We start from the raw sequence: 25,402 nt of genomic DNA on the forward strand, positions 1-25,402 counted from the left end.
CTGTTAGCGTTTTCGAATCTCGATCTTCTACTTCACTTCCCACTCGCAGTCTTTCGAGGAGAAGACGACCAACCGATTCGCATCAAAACGAATACCAGTGACATCACCGGTTGAACGGCAGAGCTCGCCGATTTGATTGCCCGTCAAAACATCATAGGGCGTGAACGCCGAGCCGCTCTGCGCGATGGCAATCGTATTGTCGGGAGAGAGCCACACCCGCTCGGCATTGCGAATCGTCATAAACGCGTCGCCGCGCGGAATGGTGCGCTCAAAGAAGCCGACATTCACCAAAGTCAGCGCGCCGGTGTTCTCCCACACGCCCGCAATCGCGCACGTTCTGCCGAAGCCATAACCCTTCGAGGAAACCGAAAACTGCCGAGACCCGATGCGCTGATTGTCCGGCAGCTTGCTTTTGTCATCGCATTCCTGTCCCTTTTCCTTCAGCAAATCATAGAACGCAAGCTTACCGTTTGTCACCTTCGCGCAGATGTTGCGGCACTCCACGGAGGAGTTGAGCGTCTGCAAAGCTTCGAGTGCTCCCGACTGCCGCACAACTTCGATTTCGATTTCTGTTTCGACAGGACTCTTCAAGCCAAAAGCCGTAGCCTGTAATGTGACCTTGTGTTTACCGCGCTTGGCCCAACCGAGTTCGGGCGCGACGGTGACCGTCACAACACCCGGCGGATCGAGAATCACGGGCTTGACGGAGACATTCAGCCACTCTGGCGTGCCCGCAGCGGGTGCAACCTGTACGGCGTATTTTTGTCCGGCTTTCCACGAGACGTTTAAAGCAAAGTCCGCCGTCTTACCCCATTCAACCTGCATGGAACTTTGCTGAGCCTCGATCACAAGATCGCTCTTCTGCGCTGTGCCGAATCCTTCCGGCGCGGTTTTGGGTTCGCCGCTCTCCGGTCCTTGACAGGCCCGTGTAAACACCGACGCCGCAATCACAATCATGGCAATAGTTTTCATGGTGATGTGCTTTCTCTATTTGGTGAGACAACTTATCCGATTGAACGTCGCGACAAGAAGTTCGACGTGGAAACTCCTAAAGCCTTTTTGCAAGCGCCCGGATATGCTCCGGCCCAATCCCGCAACAGCCGCCGATAATGTCCGCGATGGATTTGATGCGCACGCCCCAGTCGGCAAATTCGTCCGGAGTGATGGACTGGTCGAGCGCGTTGGGATAGACGCCGATGGCGATGCCGCCGTGCACGTGCATTGATAGATTCATCACGGCCTGCGCGGCGATGGGCAGCGGTGTGCAGTTAATGAGCACGGCGGCTGCTCCGAACTTGACAACGGTGCGCGCGGCTTCGCGCAAAGAATCGCCGTTCAGCAGCTCCGAGTCCGACTTCATCACAAAGGATGTCCAGACGGGAATGCCTGTGGCGCGAGCGAAGTGTGTGGCAATCTTCGCTTCGCGAATGGAATTCTGGGTTTCGACCAGAATAATATCCACTCCCGCTTCGGCGAGTAGCTGCGCGTTGTGCCGATGTTCCGCGCGGAGCACCAAGTCGCCGGGTGCGAGTTCCGGATGAAAACAATCTTCAAGCGGGGCCATCGAACCCGCGATCGGCACATGTTCAGGAGCGGCGGCGCGCGCGAGCGCGACAGCCTGCTTCGTCAACTCGGCGGCATGCTCGGCAAGTCCGACTTTCGAAAGCGTGTATCTTGATGTCCGAAATGTCCCGGCCGTGAGAACGTGCGCGCCCGCCTGGACATAAGCGCGATGCACTTCCGAAACAAGCTCCGGGGCCTCCCGCAACGTTTCGGCAGTCCATAAAGGAAGCCTGCAAGCCGCGCCGCGAGCCTCAAGTTCGGTCCCGAGCGCACCGTCCAGCAGGATCGGCCGCGCAGCGAGTTTCTGCATTGCTTGCGGGCCGTCCGCAGGGTTTGCACGACTTAGGGACATTTAACCTATTGTTTATACGTATCGGAACAGGTCTTGCACACTCGAATTTGGGGAGATTTCCGCCTGTGAGAAAAGCACATAAATCCTGTATTCATTGCTCTGGGCCGGAGATTTCCGTATCTTAAGTCATTGCAACTGCTCGAATTTGCCGAAATCTGCTCAGAAAGGCAAGGTGGAGCGATGCAGACTATATATAGGATAGCGCGTATCGGCCAGCGAATCCGTCGCCGGTGCTTTCTTCTTCTGGCCGCCGGAATTCTCTTGGGCAATTCTGCCTGCCACATTGAGGACACGCGCGAAGGAGCGGGTACGGCTCTGGATTTCAGTCTGGAGCTCGTCAACGGCAAGGTGATTGATGTAGCCGGGTTCTTCGGTTCGGTGGTGCTCATCAATTTCTGGGATACGCGGTGCGGGGCCTGTCATGCTGAACAGGATGATTTGAACCGGCTGTTCGCGGAGCATCACAACGAGGGGCTGGTTATCATCGGAATCGCTCTCGCAACTCACGGTCTCACGGATGTGCTTGCCTACCTTGCAGAGAATCATGTCGAGTATATCTCCGGAGTCTTTGGCGAGAGCGTGCGCGAGAGATTGGGCCAGCCGTCCGTGATTCCGAGGTCCGTTCTTGTGGATCGAGCCGGAGTGCTGGTCGGTGATTGGACGGGCGCGCGCGCGTATGACGAGCTACTGGAACAAATTGGGCCCCTGCTCACGGGGTAAATTTTTTGCGGACGGCCGCACACATATCAAGATTTCTCCTAATTAAGGTTCGATAGCAATGTTACAGCTTCTCGCACTGCTTTGGATAGTGATAGTTTCTTCCCTGACGTTCGCGCAGACGGCGGACGTGCAGATCAATGTTCAGAACGACCTTGCGCCGTTCAAACAATATTATGAATCCCGCGCGGAGTGGCCGCGCTCGCACGGCTGGAAGCCGTATATGCGCTACCTGTATGACGTGGAACAGCGTGCGTATCCCGACGGCACAATTCCCGCAGGCGCGCGTTGGCGCGCGTGGGAGGAAATGCAGCGGATGGAGCGCGTGTCGCTCGATGAACCGTGGCGCGCATTAGGGCCGTTCAATCACGGCGGCCGAACTCGTGTGCTGAGATTTCATCCGAATAATCCGAACATTATGTTTGCGGGTTCCGTCGGCGGCGGACTCTATCGCAGCGACAATGCGGGCGAGAGTTGGTATCCCTTGACGGATGCGCTGCCCAATCTTGCGGTGGGATGTTTCGAAATCTCATTAAGCAATCCCAATATCATGTTCATGGGGACGGGAGAGGGCTACTTCAACGGCGACGCCATCAAAGGTATCGGATTGCTGAAGTCTGTGGACGGAGGGGTAACGTGGAACCTGACGAGCCTGAATTACACCTACTCGCAGGGCAAATCCATTCTGAAGATCAGCATCGACCCGCGCAACTCAAACAACGTGCTCGCGTCCACGAACGACGGATTGTATCGCTCGACGAACGGCGGCGCGAGTTTTGATCTGGTGCGCTCGGGCAACATCAACGAACTAAAGCGCGATCCGCAGAATCCGGATGTGCTGCTGTGCGCGGCGGGCTACCCGTGGGGCGCGACACAGAACGGAGTCTATCGCTCGACGGACAACGGCGCGACGTGGCTGCCGTCGTCAACGGGTCTGCCGTCATCCTCTATTACGGGTCGCTACGTGATTGATTTCTTCCGCGAGTATTCGCTGGTGGTGTATTGCGGAGTGTGCGGAGATTTCGATTACAACGGATCGCAGATGATCGGCGTGTTTCGGTCGCTGGATAACGGCGTGACGTGGGAACAGATGTCGGTGCCGGGAGAAGAGAACCACTACGCCAGTCAGGGTTGGTATGACATGGCCATCGCGGTCAAACCGAACGATCCGGAAGTCGTCTTCAATGCCGGGCTGGATGTCTATCGTTCGGTGAATGGCGGGCAGAACTGGTCGCGTCGCTCGTGGTGGCACCACTCATTTGGTGAACCGACCTTCTCGCATGCCGATCATCACGAGTTGATTTTTCATCCGACCGATCCCAATCAACTCTGGGATGTCAACGACGGCGGGATTTTTGTCTCTTACGACAACGGTCAGACATGGAATGAGAAAAATACGGGATTCGACACCTATCAATATTATGCGATGGGGAATGCGACGCTCGATACGGCATTGGCTTACGGCGGCACGCAGGATAACGGCACGTCTCGTTACGATGGCGACGGGGATTGGGATATGGTGTTCGGAGGCGACGGCGGCTATTGTGTGGTGGACTACACAAATAACAACACAATATACGTAGAGTATCAGAACGGCAATCGCTATCGCTCGGACGACGGCGGACACAACTTCTCGGAAATCAATCCCGGCATTTCGGGAACAGGGCCGTGGGTGACGCCAATCGTTCAGGATCCCTTCGCCCCGAATACGATCTACACAACGACCAATGGCACGGGCGCCAGCGTCTGGATGTCGCCCACTCAGGGGCGCAACGGAAATTGGGTGAACCTCGGACCGGTCGGCAGCTCCAATCAAGTGCTGGCCGCATCTCCCGCGTTGCCGGGAAGACTTTATCTTGGCAGCAGCTCCTCGGTCTTTCGCTATGACACGCAGGACGGACAGTGGATCAATGTTTCCGGCAATCTTCCGGGAACGTATACGACGCGCATCACGCCCGACCCGTATGACCCCAACACGGTGTATGTTACAAAATCCGGATTCTCGGGCGGCCACGTATGGAAATCGGTGACATCGGGAACCACGTGGACGGATATCACCGGTAATTTGCCTAATGTGCCGTTTCAAGATGTGATTGTGGACTTGAATGATCCGGCGGTGCTTTATGCGGGCGGGGACATCGGCGTATTTCGCACTGAGAACGGCGGGCAAAGCTGGCACATCTTCGGAGACGGATTGCCGGCGGTGCGCGTGGATGATATGGATATGCAGACCCAATCGGGCGTGTTGCGCGCGGCGACGCACGGACGCGGCATGTGGGAAATTCCGACCGGTTCAACGACGCTCGCGATGCTCTATCCGAACGGTACGGAACTGCTCGCGGTTGGCAGCACGATTCAGATACGCTGGTCCGGCACGACGTTCGGCGGCAACGTCAGTCTCTCGTTGAATCGCAACTATCCGAGCGGCGCATGGGAAACGATTGTCGCGTCGACTCCGAATGACGGAATTCATGCACTTATCGTCTCCGGACCTGTGACGGATCACGCGCGCTTTCGCATCACACATCTGACACAAGGCGATCTGTCAGACACTTCCAACGCCGATTCGCGCATCGTCAATCCTGCGCTGAATCTGTTATCTTTGAATGGCGGACAGACCGTCTTGACCGGAACGAATGACACAATCCGTTTTGAGCGCGTGCTCGTGGAAGGAAGCGTCTCGATAGAACTCAATCGGGATTACCCGAGCGGCAACTGGCAGATGCTTGCCGAGAATTACTCAGGCGCGGATTCCTATCTCTGGCGCGTGCTACAGCCCGGTGGTGAACGCTGCCGGATTCGCGTAACGAGCGACGAGCAGCCGTGGCTGAACGACATGTCCGAGACGGACTTCATCATGCGCGCGCCGCAGATGACGGTGCTCTCGCCGAATGGCGGCGAGGTCGTCGTTGTGGATCAGCCTTATGAGATCACTTGGGGCGCTGCCGAATATCCGGGCACATTCCGCGTAATGTTGAACCGCAGCTATCCGGATGGCAACTGGGAATTGTTAACAAGCGTCACGGAAAACGACGGCAGCTGGCTCTGGACACCGCGCGGTGCCTCAACTACTCGCGCGCGAATCCGACTGGCAACACCGCTGGATCCACTGGGAACCTACGTTGAGAGTGCGGGCGACTTCACGATTGAAGGCGGCGCGTCGGTCAGCGACCGGCCGCTACCCACAGCCTTTCAGGTCGGCGAAGTCTATCCCAACCCCTTCAATCCTTCGACACAATTTACGCTTGATCTGCCGACACGCACACACGTCACCGTTCGCGTGACAAATCAGCTCGGTCAAACAGTCGCTACCGTGCTGGACGCGGAGCGCGATGCCGGTTCGCATACGATTGTGTTTGACGGCTCCGGTTTGTCGTCGGGAATCTACTTCCTGCGTGTGGACGCCGCACGTGAGACGATCGTTCGCAAATTGACGTTGCTGAAATAGCGTGCCGAAGCTCTCGCCGAAGGCTCGCGCGGCACGGATTACTGAAGAGTTGTTCCGACTCTATCCGCAGCCCGAGTGTGCCTTGACGCATGCCAATGCGTTCGAGCTTGCGGTCGCGACGATACTCTCCGCGCAATGCACCGACGAGCGCGTCAACATGGTTACGCCCGTGCTGTTCAGGAAGTTTCCAACTCCGGCGAAGCTCGCCGCGGCAACTCAGGAAGACATCGAAGAGATTATCAAGTCTACCGGCTTCTTCCGCAACAAAGCCAAAAACATTCTGGGCTTCGCGAACGCGATCGTGAATCAATTCGGGGGAAACGTGCCTCAAGACTTGGAGACGCTGATCACCTTGCCCGGCATTGGCCGTAAAACGGCGAATGTTATTCTCGGCACGGCCTACGGCATCGCATCAGGTGTCGTTGTGGACACTCACGTCTCTCGGCTTTCCGCTCGCATGGGACTTACGAAGAGCGAGGATGCCGTGAAAATCGAGCGAGATTTGATTGCGCTGCTCCCGCAGGAGCACTGGATAAACTTCTCGCACGCCATGATCTGGCATGGCCGCCGCGTCTGTAGCGCACGTAAACCTAACTGCGCGGAGTGCACGTTGACGAAGTTCTGCCCAAAGGTGGGCGTGGAATAGATCACTTTGATCTTAACTGCTAAACAAGAAAACCCCGGCTCATCACCGGGGTTCTTGATTCAAAGCACAACGGGATTACTCTCCCAGAATTTGTCTCGGCTTGACTCCTTTGCTCGAAAGCGCATAGGACAGCGCTTCAATCTCGATCGCCATGTTTTCGTAGCGCACCGCGACGCCTTTCGGCACAAAAATGGAAACAGGAGCAAAGTTCAGGATAGCGCGAATTCCCGCTTCCACAAGTTGATCGACGACGCGCTGCGCGGCAAACGCGGGAACCGCCACAATTGCGATCTTAATGTTCTCCTCTTCAAGGACTCGTTTCAGACTTGCAAAATCCTGAACGACAAGTCCGCCGACTTCATGGCCGACCTTCTGGGGGTCGCTGTCAAACACCGCGCGGATCAGAAATCCCTGCTCGGCAAACTGTTTGAAGTGCACAAGCGCGGTTCCGATATTCCCGACTCCGACCAGACAGACGTGCCACGTGCGGTGTAGTCCCAGAATGCGGCTGATAGCGCGATGCAAATCCACGACGCTGTATCCGAGCCCTCGTCTGCCGAACGCGCCGAAAAACGAGAGGTCTTTCCGCACCTGCGCGGCGGTGAGGCCGTTTAGCTTCCCGATTTCTTCCGAAGAGATCGTGGTCTTTTCCGAACTTAACGCGGTCTGCAGTGTTCGATAGTATTTCGAGAGTCGCTTAACCGTCGCGTCGGAAACGTGATTCGAATTCTTCTGCTTCTTGGGCCGCGCAACGGGTTTGCGCGCCTTGCGGCGTGACTTCGCCGCAACTTTCTTCTTTGTCTGCTCAGCAGCCATAACCCTTCCTTACATTGCACCTTTGCCGGAAATTACCGCCGCAATCGTGCGCAGCATTATCCGCAAGTCGAGCCAGAGGCTCCAATTTTCGACATAAAACAGATCGTATTCCGTGCGCTCCTCGATTGTCGTATCGCTGCCGCGGAATCCGTTCACTACCGCCCAACCCGTCAATCCCGATTTCACTCGATGCCGGTCAAGATAATTGGGAATATATTCCGCGAACTTGTGCACAAACTCGGGCCGCTCCGGACGCGGTCCCACGAGCGACATATCGCCGCGCAGCACGCTCCAAAACTGGGGAATCTCATCGAGTGACCACCGCCGAATAAATTTGCCGACGCGTGTCACTCTCGGATCGCCGCGCACCGCCCATACTGCACCGGTCTTGGATTCGGCGTCGGTGCGCATGGAGCGGAACTTGATCATATCAAATTCCTTCCCGTCCATCCCGACACGCCGTTGTCTGTAAAAGAGCGGTTTCCCGCTGTCAAGATAGACGGCCAGCGCAATAATCGCATAGAGCCACGAGAAGGCGATCAGGAACAGCGCGGAAAACACAAAGTCCAGAATGCGTTTCATGACGTAACCGATTCCCGACATTGCCAACGTCTTAAGTTTAAGAACGGGCTTGCCGCCGATTTCGGTCACCTGCACGCGTGAACGTGTCATGTCCACCGCCGCCGAAACGTAGAGCAATTCAAGCGGCGTGCCTTCGGCCGCGCGGGCAACTTCGCCGAGCTCATGCTCTTCTTCCGGCGACGGAGCAAGCATCAGTGCGTCGAGTTCATGTTCCTGCCAGAGATTCCGCAGCGCGTGAATGTCGCCGAGGCTCGGTCCGTCAGGAACAGGAGAAGGCCCGAGCGCGCCAACCAACTCAAAGCCGCGGCCGCGTTCGCCCATTAGGCTATTCCAGAGTTTCGCCGCTTCCGATCCGCTGCCCCAGATGGCGATTCTCGACACGCCGATGCCGCGCTTGAACAGCGAGCGGCGCATCCTTTGGTAAATCGCTCTTGAAACAACCAGCATCGGAATCATCAGCACGAGCGTAAGCAGGAACACCAGCCGCGAATAGGAGAACTCGCGGTAGAAGAAGATTCCCGCCATCACCAGCCCCATCGCGAGCACCGATCCGCGAATGATCCGCGCGATTTCCTGATCCAGCGGAACCGTGACTTCGGTCGCGTAGTGATGATAGGACCAGCCTATCAAAATGTAAGTCAGGCCGAGCAGCGCGCCGAACGACAGATACTCCAGCGCGCTCGGCACCCAGTATGAGTGAAATACCTCGTAGACCGGTCCGAAAAAGCGAATATAAAAGGCGAGCAGCGACGCGGCAAGCACACCGAAGAAGTCCATTCCGCTGCCTGCCATCGGCAGCCAGAAGGAAGAGAGCAGCGATCGTTGACGCGATGAACGCGTCGCCTTATGATGCAGCGAGTTCGATTGCCCGGATTTCATTGCTCCCGGATTCGCCATTTCGTGCAAAGTGTGCTTCGGAATTACGCTTCCGTATCCAGTTCAATTTCTTCGTCTTCTTCATTCACGATCTTCGCGACATCGGAAACTTTGTCGCCGTCGTCCAGTCTGATCACGCGCACGCCCTGCGTCACGCGGCTCATCGCGCGGATGTCCTTCACGCTTTGCCGGATGACGACACCTTGCACGGTGATGATAATCAGGTCGTCTGCGTCGCCGACCTCCTTCATGGCAACCATACGACCCGTCTTGTCGGTCGTCTTGAGGGCCAGCACGCCGCCCGCGCCGCGTTTCGTCAGGCGATAATCTGCAACTCCCGAACGTTTGCCGTAGCCCTTCTCTGTAACGGTCAGAATTGTGGAGTCACCGCGCACCACAATCATACCGACTGCGTCCACATGAGGTTTCAAGAGCACTCCGCGCACGCCGGTCGCCGTGCGGCCCATCGCCCGCACGTCGCTTTCGTGGAAGCGGACGGCCTTGCCTTCCGTTGTGCCGATGATCACTTCGTTGTCGCCATCGGTCAGCGCGGCATCCAGCAACTCATCGCCTTCCGAAATATTAATCGCGATAATACCAGTCGAGCGCGGATTGGAAAACTCGGACAGCGCGGTCTTCTTGACCGTGCCGCGCTTCGTGCACATCAACACGTACTGGTCATCGGCGAATTCCTTGACCGTAACGTACGCGCGAACTTTCTCGTCTGCGCTGCGCTCGATGAGATTCACCAGAGCCTTGCCGCGCGTGCCGCGGCCCATCTGCGGAATCTGGTAAACCTTCAGCCAATAGCACTTCCCGCGGTCTGTAAAGAAGAGTATGTAGTCATGCGTGGATGCGATAAACAGCGTTTCCACCCAGTCCTCTTCCTTGGTGGTCGCTCCCTGCGAGCCGCGTCCGCCACGTCCCTGCTTTCGGAAACCCGAAACCGGAAAGCGCTTGACATAGCCGGAGTGTGAAATCGTCACGACCATATCCTCCGGAGCAATCAAATCCTCAACCGTGACTTCCGCTTCGTCTTCCACGACTTCCGTGCGTCGCTTGTCGCCGTATTTCTCCTTGACCTCTTCAAGCTCTTTTCTTACTACTTCGAGTCGCAGTTTACGGTTCTCGTCTTTGGCCAGCGGCTCAAGTTCCGCGATCTTTGCCTTGATTTCACGGATTTCGTCTGCAAGCTTCTGCCGTTCGAGACCCGTCAGTCGCGCCAGACGCATATCGAGAATTGCCTTCGCCTGCTTCTCCGACAATCCAAAACGGTCGCGCAGCTCCATCGCCGCCGTATCCGGTGACGACGCGCCGCGAATGATGCTGATGACCTCATCAATGTGATCGACGGCAATCTGCAAACCTTCAAGGATATGCAGCCTATCCATCGCCTGCTGCAGCTCAAAGCGCACGCGCCGCAGCGTGACTTCGTTGCGGTGTTCGATAAACTCGCCGATCAGATCCCGCAGCGTCAATACGCGCGGCACACCCTTCACCAGCGCGAGCATAATGACGCCGAACGATTCCTGCATCGGTGTGTGCTTGTACAGAGCGTTCATCACGACTTCGGCGACCGCTTCGCGTTTTAGCTCGATAACCAGTCGCATGCCGTCCCGATCCGATTCGTCGCGGATGTCTGCAATGCCCTCAATCTTTTTGTCGTTCACAAGGTCGACAATGCGCTCGATCAGGCGAGTCTTGTTCACCTGATAGGGAATCTCGCTGACAACAATCTTTACCCGCGCGTTGGCCTTTTCCGGCTGTTCGATATTCGCTTTCGCGCGCACAACGATCTTGCCTCGTCCCGTCAAGTATGCGTCGCGGATTCCCTGCTTGCCGAAAATGATGCCGCCCGTCGGAAAGTCCGGCGCGGTCACATATTGCATCAAGCCTTCGGTGGTAATTGTGTCGTCGGCGATCATCGCAATCGCGGCGTCACACACTTCATTCAGATTATGCGGCGGAATGCGCGTGGCCATTCCGACCGCAATTCCGTCCGAACCGTTGACCAGCAGGTTGGGAATCTTCGACGGCATCACGGAGGGAATCATGATTGATTCGTCGTAGTTCGGAACGAAGTCCACCGTATTCTTATCGATGTCCGCCAGCATCTCTTCCGCGATGCGGTTCATTCGCGCTTCGGTATATCGCATCGCCGCCGCGCCGTCGCCGTCCACCGATCCGAAGTTGCCCTGACCGTCCACAAGCGGGTAGCGCAAGCTGAAATCCTGCACCATGCGCACGAGCGTATCGTAAATCGCCGCGTCTCCGTGCGGATGATACTTACCCATCACGTCGCCGACGATACGCGCGCACTTCTTATACGACCTGCCTGCACCCAAGCCCAGTTCGAGCATGCCGTAGAGGATGCGACGGTGCACAGGCTTCAGGCCGTCACGCACATCAGGCAGCGCCCGCGATACGATCACGGACATGGAGTAATTGATGTACGAAGACTTCATTTCGTCTTCGACATTCACCGGGATGATGCGGTTTTCGCCGTTCCCGTTGCCGTTACCGGCCAGCTGCAATTCCAGATTGTCTTTGTCGGACATGTGCTATCGTGTTATGATTGACTGCATGATCTCTCCCGCCATCGACCGCCTATTCACCCTTTTCATGTCCCCTCCAAGTAAGAATACCAGCGAAAACCTTCTGATGTCATATCCTTCACGCGGATGATAATCTGTCCCGTGTGATACGAGAAGTGTTCCACCGCATGATAGATATCCTGCAGGAGGACGACCTCCTTGTTCTGGATCACGCGCGTTTCCATCAAGAGATCCGGATCGAGCGCCGCAAGCACGTCACATGCCTCCTGAACGGTTTGTTCAAGATCGCTCAGCAGCACGCCTTTCGTTGGAGCAAGTGCTTCATCGTAGTGGACGGCGAATTCCTGCGAACGCTTGCGCACGTCGGTTTGCCCGCCGCAGCCTGAGATAATGTGCTGCCGCAGGTTTCCCGCAAGATGCAGCAGCAGGTTTCCGATTGAGTTCGACGCCGGATTGGGCCGCTCCCACACCTGCTTGTCGTTCAGGCGGTTCACCGCTTCTTCAATCTTGCCGTAGTACTCGCGCAAGAACGCTTGACTCGTCTCCAGAAAGAATGCCGAAGGATTGTCGCTCATGCTATGTTTCGCTCAGTAGTCAAAGGAATCCTTATCCTGCTTGCCGCCGGCAGGCTCAAAGCGGAAGTTGCAGTAGATTTCCTTCCCGTCCACGTAAGTATGCACGCCGATGGAAGACTTGTTGCCGGGCAGCACTTCCACAAGTTTATTGTAGGCGACTTGTGCCGCGCGAATCATGTTCGCGTAGCCCTTTTGCTCAAACAAGTTGCGCAGGTGCGCAAGGATTTGCTGCTTGTTTTTGCATTCGCCGATGGCGCGTTCGAATGCGTCCCAGTTGACATCGTCCACCGGCTGCCAGCCGGGTTTCAGCTTCTGATCAGACATAAAGTTGGTAATCCGTCCGTTTACTTTGCGGATCGCTTCGCTTCTTTTGCGGCCCGCTTGGCTTCTTTCTTGTCGGTCTTGTGCTCTTTCTTGTCGAGCTTCAGCTCTTTCATGCGCATCTTGTGGTCCTTCTTCTCGACGGCATTGCGCTTGAGTTCGAGTTTTGCGGCCTTTAAGCGGCCGGTCAGGTCCGCGATTTCCTGCTTGAGTTCAAACTCGCGGCGATCGAGCGCGGTGCCTTCTTCCCGCAGTGCGCGGCGGCGCGCTTCGAGCGAATCTGCTTGCATTTTCAGTGCTTCGGCCTGTGTGGGCTGTGCGGACTGGTCTGTCTGGGCGGACAGCATTGCCGCGCCGCTTAACAGAAAGGCCGCAAAAGCGATCATCAATAACCTGCTTTTCATGCTGCTACTCCTTTATTCTTCAACATTCGTGCTGCGTCCCGGATCTGGAAAATCGCGGTACAGCGCCGATTTGAAATCCGTTACCATGACAAACACCTTGCGGTGTAAATCCTCCATCTCGCCGGTGCGCTTGGCGACGTCGCCGAACGTGTTCTCCAGCTCCACCAGCGATTTGAATTCCATCGTGATGTGAAACTCTCCGAGTTCGGCGGGTCCGAAACCGAGCTTTCGTCTCGTCAACCGCCACTCGACCAATTCCCCCGTCTTCTTCAAGAAGTCCAGATAAACGCGCACGTTCTCGACAAACTCAAGATCGCGCCGCGATTCCTTCAGGTTGCACCAGACGTGGTAGATGTTCATACGAGCGAGCTACTTCCCCAGTTTCGCCAGCACCACGCCACCGATTGCCCAGCGTATCGCGTTGTCCACAATATTCACGAGCACGTATCCGGTCGAGAAGCTCCACCACACCCATTGTTCAAGCTGCACGAGCGCGACCCCCACAGTCCCTGCTATGACCACAAACAACACCTTGCCGGAAAATGTCAGATTGGGCACTGTTCGCAGCACCCACAGCATCACAAATGAAACGAGCACCAGCACGAGAAAATCGAGGATCATCGGAAGGGCCATGCCGCTCGTCCCTTCGCGGCGGAATGACATGAAAACGTTGGGGCCTTGCGCGCTTTTGTCCCACGCCTCTTCCTGAGCTTTCTGTCGTTCTTCGGGACTCAGGTTTCTCTCGAGCGCGCCCGCCATCGGCGCGACATAGATTCCCGAGTTCGGCGCTTCGTGCATCAGAATCTCGGCAACCAGATCCTCGTCGCGAAATGTGCAGTAGGTCGCATCATGCCACGGAATCGCCGTGTGAGAGATCGCTCCCCACACAAACATCGCCAAGCCCGCCAGAACTCCCGCCAAAATGAATCGCGTGCTCATTCCGACCTCCGGTGATTTGATGCTTTTGCTACCAGCTCATCCGCTTGCGCAGGTGAGTGATGTGTGCGGTATGATGCCGGCCGTGCCAAGCGGCATAAGCGATGAGACGGTCAACAGTTTCTTCGCCGCGCTCAAAGTGAATGTAGCGCCGCTCAAAGTCCGCAGGCTGCATGGCGTCCAATATTGCCGTCCAGCGCACGTGTAAACCTGTCAGCAGCAACACGGCCGCGGCGGGATCCGTCTTGGTGTCGGCAAGCTTCAGCCATGCGTCGTCATTATATCCGAGAAACTTAGGTCGGTCGTCCGTCAAAGCGTGTTTGGTTCGGCTGTAAAAGATGATGCTTGCATCCGTGATATGATGCACGACCTGCCGCACACTCCAGCCGCCCTCGCGATAGGGAGTTTCAAGCTGTGTGCTGTCGAGCGCGTCAATCGCATTCCCCAGCTCCACGGGCAGCGCGCGAATCTGTTCAAGCTGATTCTTGCGCTCTTCGGCGGTGGACTGTCCCGAATAGTGAAACTTTCCGATCGGATAGCGCAGCGCGTCGTCCACTACCATCCCATCCGTTCACGAAGTTGTGTGATGTGCGCCGTGTGGTGCTGTCCGTGCCAGGCGTAAAGCCCCAGCAGCCACTTCACGTCAAGCGTTTGGCCCTGCCGCTCGGGATGCGTGAACGTGCGGTTGTATTGCTCGTCGCTCAAACTCTCCAGCAACAGAATCCATTTCTCGTGCAGCGCATCCAGAAATTTCAGCGACGGTTCAACGGGTAACCTTCCGTCCGGCGTCATCACCCACGACGTTTGATTGTATGTTTTGACGACGTAATCATCTTCTGTCAGCGCGAACTTCGTACGCATGTAGGCGTTCAAGTGTGAATCGGCCAGATGATGCACAAGCTGTCGCACCGTCCAGCCACCCTCGCGATACGGAGTGTCAAGCTGTGCATCGTTTAATCCCGCCACCGCCGCTCTCAGCTTGGACGGCAGCTCGCGTAGACTCGCAAAGGCTGCTGCGCGCGCTTCGGCCGTCGCCGGTCGCCTGCCGTCAAACTTTCCGATGGGGTATTTCTGCTGTTCAATATCCAAACTCGATGCTCCGCGCTTCTCGTTCTAATGTCTTCTTTCGTTCCACCACTTCAAGCTCTCGTCATACCTCCATTGCAGCCCGAAGTGCCCGCCGTCAAACTCAACGTGCGTGTGCGGCACTTCCGCATCCGTCAGACGCGTGGAGAGAATTCGCGCGCCCCACTGCAAATGAAACTCATCCGCCAGTCCGCACTCGATGTAAAGCCCAGAAAGTTTCTTCAGATTCTCGACGACCGTATCGTCGCCGGCCATTCGCACGGGGTCATGCGTGAGCCAGCGCGCCCACACGTCGTCGCGCAGCTCGCCCGTTTCCAGGTCGAACGGATAGTCGAACCCCCACGGAGAAAGCGGATTCGGAGAATAGCAGGCCGACATCGCCGTGATGTTGATTGCCGGATGCGCAACCTTCTTCAGCGGATTGCCGTAGTGTGCGATCATCTCTTTCGGCGACGAATATTTTCGCAATTCGCGCAGCGCCAAAGGGAACTCCGGCAGATATCCATACTCAAAATAGCTGTCCGCCGAATGCACAAGCGCCCACCCGAACAATTCGGGATGCTTCGCCGCCAGCACGAACGCTCCGTAGCCGCCGGAAGAGATGCCCATCAGCACGGTTTGCTCGGGCGGCAACCCCGCGTGAAATTCTGTCTGCGTCCACGGCAGCAGTTCACCGCAGACAAAATCCTCGTAGTCGCCCGTAGCGCTCGAATTGAGAAACTGTGCGCCGCCCAACCGCGTAAAGCAATCCGGGATCATCACGACGCACGGCGGAATCTTCTGCTCTCTGATGAGCCGTTCGACGCGCTCTGGAAAATTCTCGCCCCACGCGCTCCAATTCAAATGCGAAAGCGAGCTTGCCGTGAATCCCGAGAGCAGCACAATCAGCGGATACTCCCTCGCCTTCGAGTATCCTTCCGGCAGGTACACAGGAATCTCACGCACTGCGTTATCCCCCAGCGGATTGTCCGCGAGACACCGCGAACGGAACTCTTCGATGACTAATTGACCGCGCAGCCGCATCTCATTTCAACAACACTATCTTTTGCACTTGTCTTGCATCTCCCGCCTGCAACACGACCAGATACACTCCGCTCGCCTGCGAGCCGGCGTTCCATGTCAGCACGTGCTCGCCCGCTTCGCGTCGGCCGTTGACCAGCGTCGCAATCTCCCGACCCGTCACATCAAATAGCTTAAGCGTCACGTCGTTCGCATGCGTCAGCGTATAGTTCAGTCGAAACTCCGCATTTCCCGGATTGGGAAACACTGAAAGCGTCGGCATATCCGGCAGCACCGGCCCGCCGTCCCGCGCCGGAGTTCCGGTTTCCCCTACGGCGATAATCTCAAGCAGTTGTCCCGCGTCGTTCGTCACGCGCATCGGAACTTCAAACACTCCATCCTGTGATGGAATGAACATCACCGTGACCGTCATGGACTCGTTCGACTCCAGCAACACTTCAAACGGACAGCAGTCGTTGAAAAACGGCCCGCTCGTCGTCACGTCCGATACAAGCACGTGATCGTTGCCAAGATTACTTATTGTGAACTGTGCGACATCCGTTTGCCCGACTGCGGCGAATAAGCGCACGGTATCTTGGCTTGCCACCAGCACCACTCCCGATGTATCCGGAGCGAAGTAACGCGAGCGCCAGATGCCGCCGCGAAAGTCTGCAAAGTAACCCGCCGCGATGACGTTGATGTATGCGTTGCTCTCGCGCGCGACGCCGAGTTCGGTGATTTCCGCGTCAACACTCAAATCCAGCTCCCACGTGTTGCCGCCGTCTATCGTGCGCCAGACTTGTCCAGTCGCATTCGCCGCGATGCCGCCCGCCACGAACCCCAGCGTGTCGTTCACCATCACCGCCGTGCGCAACGGAATGGACGTCGTCACGCGGCGCGCCGACCATGTCGCTCCGGAATCCGCACTCGCTCTCACCCAGCCCGCAGACGGACTTTCGCGACCGCCGCAAACCAAACCCACCGCGCCGCTCGGCGAAAAGCAGATATCCGCATCGCCCAAAACATCGGCCGAGGGCAGCTGCACCCAACTGATTCCATTATCTACGGAACGCCAGATATGCGAACCGACCGCGACGATCACATTTCCAATAGTTGCGGTTTCGCTGACCCATGTGCCGCTGAAGTGATAAGCGAGCGTATCCCAATTGCGGTTTACACCCATCGAATCATTCCGATAGATATCCGCGTCGAATCCCGCGAAGGCAACGGCTGTTTGTGAATCCGGCGCTGCGATGCCGGTCAACCAGCGCCGCGCAAAAAGACTGGTGTCGGGATGCACGACGTGAATCGGCCCGAATCCGCGCAGCAGGCGCACCGCGCCGTCAAACGTTGTCGTGTTGAAAGCCGTGATATACAGCGTATCATAAATCGCTTCCGTTCGCAGCACGGGACGTGCAGTGATATCGGAGATGAATTTCGGAAAGCGAAAACCCGAGAAGGTGGGGGACTGGCCCGGAGGCGGTTGAGGATCGAGATTGGCCCACGTGCGTCCGCCATCATACGTGCCAAAAACGGTGTGCAGTGTGGCGACAAACGCACGGCCTTCGTGTGTCGTCGCATAGCCCACAGGCACCGCGCCGAACGAATCGGGCATGAACTGCGCCACGTCGTAGAGCGTCTGCACATACACCCACGGCTCATCAAGTGAGCGCGTATTCTCTTCCGGCACTCGAAACTCAGGCAAAACCGCCGGACGTTGCGGAATCAGACGATGCTGCGCGGCGGCCACTGCCGCGCACAGTAACACAATCCAGAGCACAAGTGTATTCCGCGTCCCCATGCGGTGACTCCTACAGCTTATACTTTGGTTTGGGCGGACACGCGCGCAAATAGACAAACACTGCCGCAACCAAGAATCCGGTGTTCTCGAGAACTTTCTGCCAGCCGACCTTGCTCGCAAGTGCAGATGCCGTTGCTGATGCACCGAAACATCCGCAGTCTATATTGAAGCCGCGCAAAACGGCTTGCACTATCATTACGATAAAGATAACCAGCATCACGCTCAATAGCAGCGCCGCACCGCGCCGCAATCGGCTCATGAACAAACATATCGCGCACACCGCTTCCAGCGGCGGCATCAAAATCGCAGCCGCATACACATAATCCTGTCCGATGAGCGGCAGGCTGAAACGGTAGTTGGTAATCGCCTTCGCGAACGCTCCGGGGTCCAGCATTTTCGGCCAGGCGGCATACAAAAACACGCCGGCGAGCAGCAGCCGGAAGCCCCAATCCAAACCCGTCAGTATCTGATCTCGTAAGTTCCTGTGCATAGCATTTTAGTATAGTAATACTCTGTCACAAAGTCAAGGCAAAGTCCCGATATTTTCAAGAAGTTACGTCAAAGATTTGAGACTTTTTTGTGTCCAATCCTCTCGGCTGGAATCATCTGCGGCTTGCGGCTTTTCTCTCCGCTTTTTTCGCCAGCCAAAGCCAAACGAAAACGGGCTCACCCCCGCCGGTAAGCCCGCTTCATCTCCAATCTATTCCTGCGGCAAGTGCTGCACTTGGACCGCCCAATCAGTTCTCGCCGGCTGTCTCAATGAGTTCTGTTTCGGCCGCCCATTCCGCCCAGCCCCCCGTGAACACGGCTAACCTGCCATAGCCATTTGCAAGCGCCCACTCCGACAAGTCGTGCGACAGATGGCAATCGCCTCCGTCACAGTAGATGACAATCAAATCTTCCTTCGGCAGTTCGAGAAACTTCTGTCCGTCCTGATCAAGGTGATCATACGATACGTTAATCGCCCCGGGAATATGCCCCTCCGCATAGAGCTTGGCTTCCCGCGAATCCACAAAATGTATGTTGCTCTTCGTGCGCTTCATATACAGCACCATCGCCGTCGCCAAATCCACTTCATACGGCTGGCTTGACGCCGCGAACAGGCTGTCAGGCTTGGCGGCTCCCTCCGCCGCGAACGACGGCGCAGGCTGCAGTTTGATCGGCTGCGGAAATCCCCACAGCGGTGTATCATTCTTGGTGACAACCCGCGTGCCCAATCCCAGTAGAATCGCTGCGATAACCAATGTCGTAATCTGTTTCGCCAAACTCATGGTTCCTCTGTTGTTTCAACTCCGCGTGAGACGTCGATCTGTTCCGTCAGATAATTGAACGCTTCGTCCACGTCGTCGCAGATCTTGAATAAACTCAAATCCTCCGCCGAAATCACACCCCAGCGGACCAACATGTCAAAATTCACAACGCTGTTCCAGAACTCGCTGCCGTACAGCAATATCGGCAGCTTCCGTCTGATCTTCTGCGTCTGTACCAACGTCAAACACTCGAACAATTCGTCAAAAGTTCCAAATCCGCCTGGAAACGCCACCAACGCGCGAGCCAAATAGACGAACCAATACTTCCGCATAAAGAAGTAGTGGAATTCGAACGTGTAGGGCGGATCGAGATAGCGGTTGACTCCCTGCTCGTGCGGCAGACTGATCGACAGTCCAAGTGTCTTGGCTCCGATCTTGTTCGCGCCGCGATTGGCCGCCTCCATCATTCCCGGACCTGCGCCGCTGCACACGACGTGTCGGTCGCGCGGATCCGGCATCTGCTGATAATGCGCCGCGACCTTCGCCGCCAGCTTTTCCGCTTCGTGATAATAGAATGACAGCCGGTGAAACGACTGCGCGCGCTGCTCCATGATCGCGGGTGTGATTCCCGGTTCATTTTCCCATTGAGCACGCAGCTCAACCAGCCGCTCTTTGTATTCTTCCTCCGGCACCGAGCGCGCTGACCCGAAAAAAACAATCGTGCTCCGGATTTTCTGCAAGCGGAGCCGCGATTGCGGCTCCAGATATTCTCCTAAGATGCGGAGACTGCGCGCGTGCGCGCTGTGCAGAAAGCGGGGATTGTCATACGCCTTGGGATAGAACACCTTGTCGCTTTCAATCAAGTCGCGAGGTCCTTTCTGAATCCGCTGGCAAACCTGCGGATATTAACTCATACCTCATAATGGCGCGGATGGTTCCCCTCACTTCCGCCATCAATTCTGGCTAAGTATTTGTTTTTACGTTTCTTTATTAGGTTCGGGAACATTGGCCGGAGGACAGAAGTTTAACATTTTGAACGGATGGGCAGATTTCTGTAACATATTCATTCTGCTGAACATCCGTCTTTCCCCTGATTCTTCAGCACTTAGAAGACGAACTGTAGATTACCCCTGGCTCGCCCTTGCAACCACCAACACGTGCCCATCGGGATCGCGGAAATAAGCCGCATCATCGCCCCAATTGCGAGCTTGCCACGACGAAAGTTCGGTGGCGCCCGCGCTGATTAATCTTGCGCATTGCGCAGCCGGATCATCACAATGAAAATACAGCTCAGCGCCGGAAAGCTCTCTCGCGCCGACGGCATTGGGAACTATTCCGGTATTCGCGCCGAAACTCTTGCGTTCATAGAGTCCGATCTTTCTGCCGTCAGGCATTTCGAATTCCGCATACACCGGCACATCCACCGTCTGCTTAAACTCGAACGCCGACCGATAGAAGTCTGCGGCGCGCTTCACCTCCGCCACCGCCAGGATAGTCAGAATCTGCTGCATCTCGCCCGCTGCTAACTTTTCAGGTGAATCCACCGAAGCGCCAATTCGCTCTTCATCGTCTCAAAGTTCACCACAGTCTCCTGCGGATGCGCGCCCGCCGGAATCTGTCCGAGATAAATCGCGCGCGTAATCGCCGCCGACGGAAACGATGTCATCTGCCCCATCGCGGAAATTCCGTTCACGTCGTCGCGCAGCACGGTCAGTTCGAGCTTCTCTTCGCGTCCCCCATCACCCTTCGCCCAGACCCGCACCAGCACCATGTCCGGCACATTCTTCGGCAGCATCTCTTCCAACACGTGCGTCAGCAGTTCGCGCGGTGACACGGACGTGCCGCCAAACAAAAAGGCGCGCTTCGACGTAATCCCGATCTCGCGCAAAAACTGTAAATAGTTCGCGTGCCCGGGAAAGCGAATCGTCTTGTAGTCGAGCCTCTGTACCTTGCCGAGCAGCGTGCGCGGCAGCGTGGATGTGCCGCCCGACGTGATAAACGCTTCGAGTTCGCCCACTCCGTCAAAATACAGTGTTTCGATTTCGTCGAGCGACGGCACCTTGACTTCCACTCCGTTGCGGATTTCGCGCGCGTCTTCCAGATACTCGTTGAGCAGCCCGTGAATCGAGAAAACCTGTGCATATTTTAATCTGCCGGTTGGGTCTTTGGGCAAACCGCCCACCCGTACGTGCACATCATCACACTTTTCGAAGCGGTGCACAAGCTCCCACGCCAGAATGTTCGTCAGTCCGGGCGCCAGTCCGGTGTCGGGAATCAAACACACTCCCTTGGCCTTCGCTTCGGCGTCCTTCGACAAAATCTTGTCGGTGACTTCCGGATTGCCGCCGAGATCCACGAACGACACGCCGTTCTCAAGACACGCGCGGGCAATCTGCGGATTGAGAAAATACGGCACACACGACTGGCAGACCTTGATGCCTTTCAGTACCTTGTCCAGCGACTCGTCGCGCTGTACGTCAACGACGACGCCTTCGACGTGTTCGGAATTCAGCCACTGAATGGCCTCGTCCACTGCGCCGCGCGAGAGGTCTGCAAGTCTGACGCGGTATGGCCCTTCGGGGTGATGCACAAAAAAGTGCGCTGCGACGCGGCCCATCAGACCCGCGCCAAGAATCAGAATTTCAGGTTGCATGGAGTTCTATCGTTCCACTCAAAGCGGAACGTTTAAGCTGGTTCAAGCTCGTGTTCGGAGCGCGGCAACGGCTGTTTCAACAGCGAGCCGTCCGTGTCAACCAGCACATTGAGACGGAAAGTTAAAAGATCTTTCTTTATCGGTGGATATTCGCGCGCGATGCGCTCTGCGTCCAGCAGTGTCTTGACTTTGAGCAGCCACATGCCGCCGACCGACGAAAGGTAGCGGCCGCAGGCAAGCAGGTTGCCGTGATTTCTCAAGGTCTCAAGATAGGCCGCGATGTCGCGGCGCTGCGCATTCATGATGCGCTTGGAGGTTCCGGGTCGTCCTGCGAAATGTACCTGAACAATGTAGCCGTCCGGTACTTCCGGCATCATGTGGCGTTGCGGGCGTCGCGGGCGCGAGCCGCGTCCTTGTCTTACAAAACTCATAGCCTTGTTACATCTGTCAGTTAGGTGAAATGGTTGCCACTCATCATCTGCTCCCCAGAGAATTTGCTGAACCTGCATTTCTGTCACGCGTGGCCCGTGAGGGTTCGGCGTAACACTTCCCCTAAACCTGTCGCCGCGGGTCTCCCGCCCGCAGCCGCTCTATCTCAAGATTGTCGCAAGTTCCGTGTGTCGCACGTGTCCCGGAAAATCATGCTCGTCTACGTGTGACAAAAACTCCTCGACATCCTGCTCGCTCACAGATTCGGCGACTTTGCCGATCTTCTCCAAATAATACCCGCCCCACGAATTCTGCATCATCTGCATCGCGGCTTCGTCCGGAAATCCCGTCATCTTCAAATGCAAAACGGTCTTTCCCTGCTGTGGTTCAAGTGTGAACTCCTGCCGCACAAGATAGCTGCCCTCTTCAGGCTCTTCGGGATTCACGGGAACCGCCACCAGCGCGGCCAGTCGTTCGCACACGTCATAGAGCAGAATCTCCGCTTCGAACAATGTGCCCTCTTCGTTGCGTGCGCGCAGCTTCCCGCCGACCCGCCCGTCATTCTGCCCCCAGCGGTTACCGTCCCACTTCGTCGTATACTTCGGATCCGTCAGCGCCAGCCATACTTTTTCCACCGACGCCGGTGCCGCATAGTTTAATGTGAATGTGTGCATAAGTGAGAATACTCTACTCCTTGCCTCGATTGTTCCAAGGAGGATTGGATTTCGAAATTAACGATTGCTCTAAACCTATTATCTCGCAAGTAATTCCCGACCCAGCTTCAGAAACGCCTCAGCTCTGACTATTTGTTGTTCCGATGCCTCGTGGGTGTCCTGAAAAACATTGTCATAGTCCGAGCTGTTTCGACGGTCAAAGGCTGTTGTTATGAACCTGTGGTAGTCTTTATCAACTTGTCCGGTCTTCACCCAGTTATCGTGAAAGGCAGAAATCAGAGCTGAATGGCTCTTGTATCGCTTCTCAAATTCGGACATGAGTGCACATACTACGTAAAACATCACATAGTACGATCTTGAGTTGGCATCGTTGCATAGACCATCCTTAAGGAGAAGTCGCGCGCCACGCAATGCATCGTCCGCTTTCGCAAGCCACCTCCTCTGCTCGTCGGTCAAACTCTGACCCCCTCGTTTGCGGCGTTCCGATAAATCCTGCGGTTTCTCGCTTCAAAATCTCGCCGCGACACCACTACGGTTGAAATCAACGCTCCCAATTCCCCTGACAACTCCGCTGTGATATAACTGATGCGCTCAAGCTCGTCCGAGTGCTGAACCTCCCCTTCCAGCACCACCAGCACATCTACATCGGAATCCTCCGTCGCATCACCGCGAGCTTGTGAGCCGAACAGAATCAATTGCGACAGCCGTTCTCCGTAGAGTTCCGTCAGCCTCAGCTTCAACTCGGCAAGAATGGGTCTTAAGGCTTCGTTCATTTCTTATACATCAATCGCCGTCGCGTATTTCGCGTTCTTCTCGATGAACTCGCGGCGCGGTTCGACGGCATCGCCCATCAGCATCGAGAACGTGTGGTCCGCCGCGGCAGCATCTTCGAGTGTCACATTCAACAGCACGCGGTGTTCGGGATCCATCGTGGTTTCCCATAACTGATCCGGATTCATTTCACCGAGTCCCTTGTAACGCTGCACCACCACGCCCTGCGCCCCGCCGAATTCTCCGTTGATAATTTTGTCTCGTTCGATTTCGTCCATCGCATAGCGCTTCTTCTTGCCCTTCCATACGCCGTAGAGTGGCGGCTGCGCGATAAACATCCGCCCCTGTTCGATCAGCGGCCGTTGATAGCGGAAGAAGAACGTCAGGAGTAGCGTGCGAATGTGCTGCCCGTCCACGTCCGCGTCGGTCATGATAATTATCTTTCCATAGCGGCACTTGCTGATATCGAAATCCTCTTCGGTTGCGATACCCGCGCCGATGGCAGTTATCAGCGTGCGCAATTCCTCGTTGCCGAGAATCTTGTCGAGCCGTGCCTTTTCGACGTTGATGACTTTTCCGCGCAGCGGCAGAATCGCCTGAAACTCGCGGTTGCGTCCCTGCTTCGCCGAGCCGCCCGCCGAGTCGCCCTCGACGATGAACAGCTCCGAGCGCTCGATGTCCTTGGTCGAACAATCCGCAAGTTTGCCCGGCAGGCTTCCCGATTCTAATGCTGTCTTCCGTCGCGTGAGATCGCGCGCCTTGCGGGCCGCTTCGCGTGCCCGCGCCGCTAAAATGGACTTCTCTACAATCTTCTTCGCTTCGTGCGGATGCTCTTCAAAGTATTCCGCGAGCTTTTCGTTCACCGCCTGCTCAACGATGCCCTTGACTTCGCCGTTGCCGAGCTTGGTCTTCGTCTGACCTTCAAACTGCGGCTCCTGCACGCGTACCGAAATCACCGCCGTCAACCCCTCCCGCACGTCGTCTCCCGACAACGACATCTTCTCGTTCTTGAACAGCTTGCTCTTCGCGGCATAGTTGTTCAGCGTGCGGGTCAGTGCGGCTTTGAAGCCCACCAGATGCGTGCCGCCTTCGATCGTGTGGATGTTGTTGACGTAGGTGACGATGTTGTCCGTGTAGCCGTCGTTGTATTGCAGCGCGATTTCAATCGGCACTCCTTCGCGGTCTACGGCGAAATAGATCGGCTTCGCCTGCAGCGGCGTGCGGTTCTCGTCGAGATACTTCACGAATTCCGCGATGCCGCCTTTGAATTCGAACGTGGCCTGCGTGCCGTCGCGCTTGTCCTCGGCGACAATCTTCAATCCGCGATTCAAGTAGGCAAGTTCGCGCAGGCGTTCGAGCAGGGTGTCGAACACAAAATCGATGTTCTTGAAAATCTGCGCATCCGGCATAAACGTCACCGTCGTGCCGCGTCCGCGCGCGCGGCCCAGCTCTTTGACGGGACCCTCAGGAATTCCACGGCGGTAGGTCTGTTCATAGCGTGTGCCGTCGCGCACCACCTCCGCCTTCAGCCATTCCGAAAGCGCGTTCACAACGGACACGCCGACGCCGTGCAGACCGCCCGAGACTTTATAGGAATCCTTGTCGAACTTTCCGCCCGCATGAAGCACGGTCATTACGACTTCGAGTGAAGACTTCTTTTCAGTCGGATGCATTTCGACGGGGATGCCGCGCCCGTTGTCGCGCACGCTTACCGAGCCGTCGGTGTTGACAGTCATCTCGATTTCTGTGCAGTGTCCGGCCATCGCTTCGTCCACGGAGTTGTCCACCACCTCATAGACGAGGTGATGCAAACCGCGCGTGCCGATGTCGCCGATATACATGGCCGGGCGCTTGCGCACGGCCTCCAGTCCTTTGAGCACCGTAATAGACGATGCGCCGTAATCTTTGCTCACTTTGCTATCAAATAGTGTATCGGACATGTGGGAAA

27 protein-coding genes are annotated in these 25,402 nt (G+C 56.4%); 3 read left to right on the plus strand and 24 right to left on the minus strand.

Annotated elements, in window-relative coordinates; all coding sequences use genetic code 11:
• Positions 1 to 27 precede the first annotated feature (27 nt).
• Positions 28 to 972, minus strand: a complete 945-nt coding sequence (locus tag KJZ99_06850; GenBank protein MCL4305615.1) for a hypothetical protein — start codon at positions 970 to 972, stop codon at positions 28 to 30.
• Positions 973 to 1,048: 76 nt separating this feature from the next.
• On the minus strand, positions 1,049 to 1,915 hold the full coding sequence (locus tag KJZ99_06855; GenBank protein MCL4305616.1) for a homocysteine S-methyltransferase family protein: 867 nt from the start codon (positions 1,913 to 1,915) through the stop codon (positions 1,049 to 1,051).
• 180 nt (positions 1,916 to 2,095) lie between these two features.
• Here KJZ99_06855 and KJZ99_06860 point away from each other — a divergent pair, with 180 nt between their 5' ends.
• Genes KJZ99_06860 through nth form a run of 3 tightly spaced genes read left to right on the plus strand, consistent with a single transcriptional unit; the run spans position 2,096 to position 6,726 of the window.
• Positions 2,096 to 2,635 (plus strand): TlpA family protein disulfide reductase, encoded by a 540-nt coding sequence (locus KJZ99_06860; GenBank protein ID MCL4305617.1) that lies wholly within the window; start codon positions 2,096 to 2,098, stop codon positions 2,633 to 2,635.
• A gap of 58 nt (positions 2,636 to 2,693) precedes the next feature.
• The gene (locus KJZ99_06865; GenBank protein MCL4305618.1) at positions 2,694 to 6,080 is read left to right on the plus strand and encodes a T9SS type A sorting domain-containing protein; all 3,387 of its coding nucleotides are present in this window, start codon (positions 2,694 to 2,696) and stop codon (positions 6,078 to 6,080) included.
• A gap of 1 nt (position 6,081) precedes the next feature.
• Positions 6,082 to 6,726: an endonuclease III gene (gene nth, locus KJZ99_06870; GenBank protein MCL4305619.1), complete on the plus strand. Its 645-nt coding sequence runs from the start codon at positions 6,082 to 6,084 to the stop codon at positions 6,724 to 6,726.
• Between the two features lie 75 nt (positions 6,727 to 6,801).
• Here nth and KJZ99_06875 read toward each other — a convergent pair whose 3' ends face one another.
• The 22 genes from KJZ99_06875 to gyrB all read right to left on the minus strand — a co-directional run bounded on the left by KJZ99_06875 (position 6,802) and on the right by gyrB (position 25,394).
• A complete protein-coding gene (locus tag KJZ99_06875) occupies positions 6,802 to 7,542 on the minus strand; it encodes a redox-sensing transcriptional repressor Rex (protein MCL4305620.1) in 741 nt (246 codons plus the stop codon).
• 9 nt (positions 7,543 to 7,551) lie between these two features.
• Complete coding sequence (locus tag KJZ99_06880; protein ID MCL4305621.1) at positions 7,552 to 9,003, minus strand: sugar transferase; 1,452 nt, start codon at positions 9,001 to 9,003, stop codon at positions 7,552 to 7,554.
• A 41-nt stretch (positions 9,004 to 9,044) separates the two neighbouring features.
• A complete protein-coding gene (gyrA, locus tag KJZ99_06885) occupies positions 9,045 to 11,558 on the minus strand; it encodes a DNA gyrase subunit A (protein ID MCL4305622.1) in 2,514 nt (837 codons plus the stop codon).
• Positions 11,559 to 11,620: 62 nt separating this feature from the next.
• Complete coding sequence (locus tag KJZ99_06890; protein MCL4305623.1) at positions 11,621 to 12,130, minus strand: DUF1572 family protein; 510 nt, start codon at positions 12,128 to 12,130, stop codon at positions 11,621 to 11,623.
• Between the two features lie 12 nt (positions 12,131 to 12,142).
• The gene (locus KJZ99_06895) at positions 12,143 to 12,454 is read right to left on the minus strand and encodes a hypothetical protein (protein ID MCL4305624.1); all 312 of its coding nucleotides are present in this window, start codon (positions 12,452 to 12,454) and stop codon (positions 12,143 to 12,145) included.
• Positions 12,455 to 12,474: 20 nt separating this feature from the next.
• A complete protein-coding gene (locus tag KJZ99_06900) occupies positions 12,475 to 12,855 on the minus strand; it encodes a hypothetical protein (protein ID MCL4305625.1) in 381 nt (126 codons plus the stop codon).
• Positions 12,856 to 12,867: 12 nt separating this feature from the next.
• A complete protein-coding gene (locus KJZ99_06905; protein ID MCL4305626.1) occupies positions 12,868 to 13,215 on the minus strand; it encodes a hypothetical protein in 348 nt (115 codons plus the stop codon).
• A 9-nt stretch (positions 13,216 to 13,224) separates the two neighbouring features.
• Positions 13,225 to 13,794 (minus strand): hypothetical protein, encoded by a 570-nt coding sequence (locus tag KJZ99_06910; GenBank protein MCL4305627.1) that lies wholly within the window; start codon positions 13,792 to 13,794, stop codon positions 13,225 to 13,227.
• Positions 13,795 to 13,822: 28 nt separating this feature from the next.
• Complete coding sequence (locus tag KJZ99_06915) at positions 13,823 to 14,347, minus strand: putative metal-dependent hydrolase (protein ID MCL4305628.1); 525 nt, start codon at positions 14,345 to 14,347, stop codon at positions 13,823 to 13,825.
• Positions 14,347 to 14,874 (minus strand): putative metal-dependent hydrolase, encoded by a 528-nt coding sequence (locus tag KJZ99_06920; protein ID MCL4305629.1) that lies wholly within the window; start codon positions 14,872 to 14,874, stop codon positions 14,347 to 14,349. Before KJZ99_06920 ends, KJZ99_06915 begins: the two co-directional genes overlap by 1 nt.
• A 30-nt stretch (positions 14,875 to 14,904) precedes the next feature.
• Complete coding sequence (locus KJZ99_06925) at positions 14,905 to 15,900, minus strand: esterase (protein ID MCL4305630.1); 996 nt, start codon at positions 15,898 to 15,900, stop codon at positions 14,905 to 14,907.
• Position 15,901: 1 nt separating this feature from the next.
• On the minus strand, positions 15,902 to 17,677 hold the full coding sequence (locus KJZ99_06930; protein ID MCL4305631.1) for a T9SS type A sorting domain-containing protein: 1,776 nt from the start codon (positions 17,675 to 17,677) through the stop codon (positions 15,902 to 15,904).
• Between the two features lie 10 nt (positions 17,678 to 17,687).
• Positions 17,688 to 18,167, minus strand: coding sequence for a DoxX family membrane protein (locus KJZ99_06935; protein MCL4305632.1), 480 nt, complete (start codon positions 18,165 to 18,167; stop codon positions 17,688 to 17,690).
• Positions 18,168 to 18,414: 247 nt separating this feature from the next.
• On the minus strand, positions 18,415 to 18,948 hold the full coding sequence (locus tag KJZ99_06940; GenBank protein MCL4305633.1) for a rhodanese-like domain-containing protein: 534 nt from the start codon (positions 18,946 to 18,948) through the stop codon (positions 18,415 to 18,417).
• Positions 18,945 to 19,790 (minus strand): LOG family protein, encoded by an 846-nt coding sequence (locus KJZ99_06945; protein ID MCL4305634.1) that lies wholly within the window; start codon positions 19,788 to 19,790, stop codon positions 18,945 to 18,947. The genes KJZ99_06940 and KJZ99_06945 overlap by 4 nt, the downstream gene beginning before the upstream one ends.
• A 261-nt stretch (positions 19,791 to 20,051) precedes the next feature.
• The gene (locus tag KJZ99_06950) at positions 20,052 to 20,471 is read right to left on the minus strand and encodes a VOC family protein (protein ID MCL4305635.1); all 420 of its coding nucleotides are present in this window, start codon (positions 20,469 to 20,471) and stop codon (positions 20,052 to 20,054) included.
• The gene (locus tag KJZ99_06955; GenBank protein ID MCL4305636.1) at positions 20,450 to 21,580 is read right to left on the minus strand and encodes a saccharopine dehydrogenase NADP-binding domain-containing protein; all 1,131 of its coding nucleotides are present in this window, start codon (positions 21,578 to 21,580) and stop codon (positions 20,450 to 20,452) included. The genes KJZ99_06950 and KJZ99_06955 overlap by 22 nt, the downstream gene beginning before the upstream one ends.
• Positions 21,581 to 21,612: 32 nt before the next feature.
• Positions 21,613 to 21,957: a hypothetical protein gene (locus KJZ99_06960; GenBank protein MCL4305637.1), complete on the minus strand. Its 345-nt coding sequence runs from the start codon at positions 21,955 to 21,957 to the stop codon at positions 21,613 to 21,615.
• 213 nt (positions 21,958 to 22,170) lie between these two features.
• A complete protein-coding gene (locus KJZ99_06965) occupies positions 22,171 to 22,683 on the minus strand; it encodes an SRPBCC domain-containing protein (GenBank protein MCL4305638.1) in 513 nt (170 codons plus the stop codon).
• 78 nt (positions 22,684 to 22,761) lie between these two features.
• Positions 22,762 to 23,139, minus strand: coding sequence for a HEPN domain-containing protein (locus KJZ99_06970; protein ID MCL4305639.1), 378 nt, complete (start codon positions 23,137 to 23,139; stop codon positions 22,762 to 22,764).
• Positions 23,136 to 23,456 (minus strand): nucleotidyltransferase domain-containing protein, encoded by a 321-nt coding sequence (locus KJZ99_06975; GenBank protein MCL4305640.1) that lies wholly within the window; start codon positions 23,454 to 23,456, stop codon positions 23,136 to 23,138. Before KJZ99_06975 ends, KJZ99_06970 begins: the two co-directional genes overlap by 4 nt.
• Before the next feature lie 3 nt (positions 23,457 to 23,459).
• Positions 23,460 to 25,394, minus strand: a complete 1,935-nt coding sequence (gyrB, locus tag KJZ99_06980; protein MCL4305641.1) for a DNA topoisomerase (ATP-hydrolyzing) subunit B — start codon at positions 25,392 to 25,394, stop codon at positions 23,460 to 23,462.
• Positions 25,395 to 25,402: the final 8 nt, after the last annotated feature.

Source organism: bacterium (genome assembly GCA_023382385.1).
Taxonomy (GTDB): Bacteria; Electryoneota; RPQS01; order RPQS01; family RPQS01; genus JABWCQ01.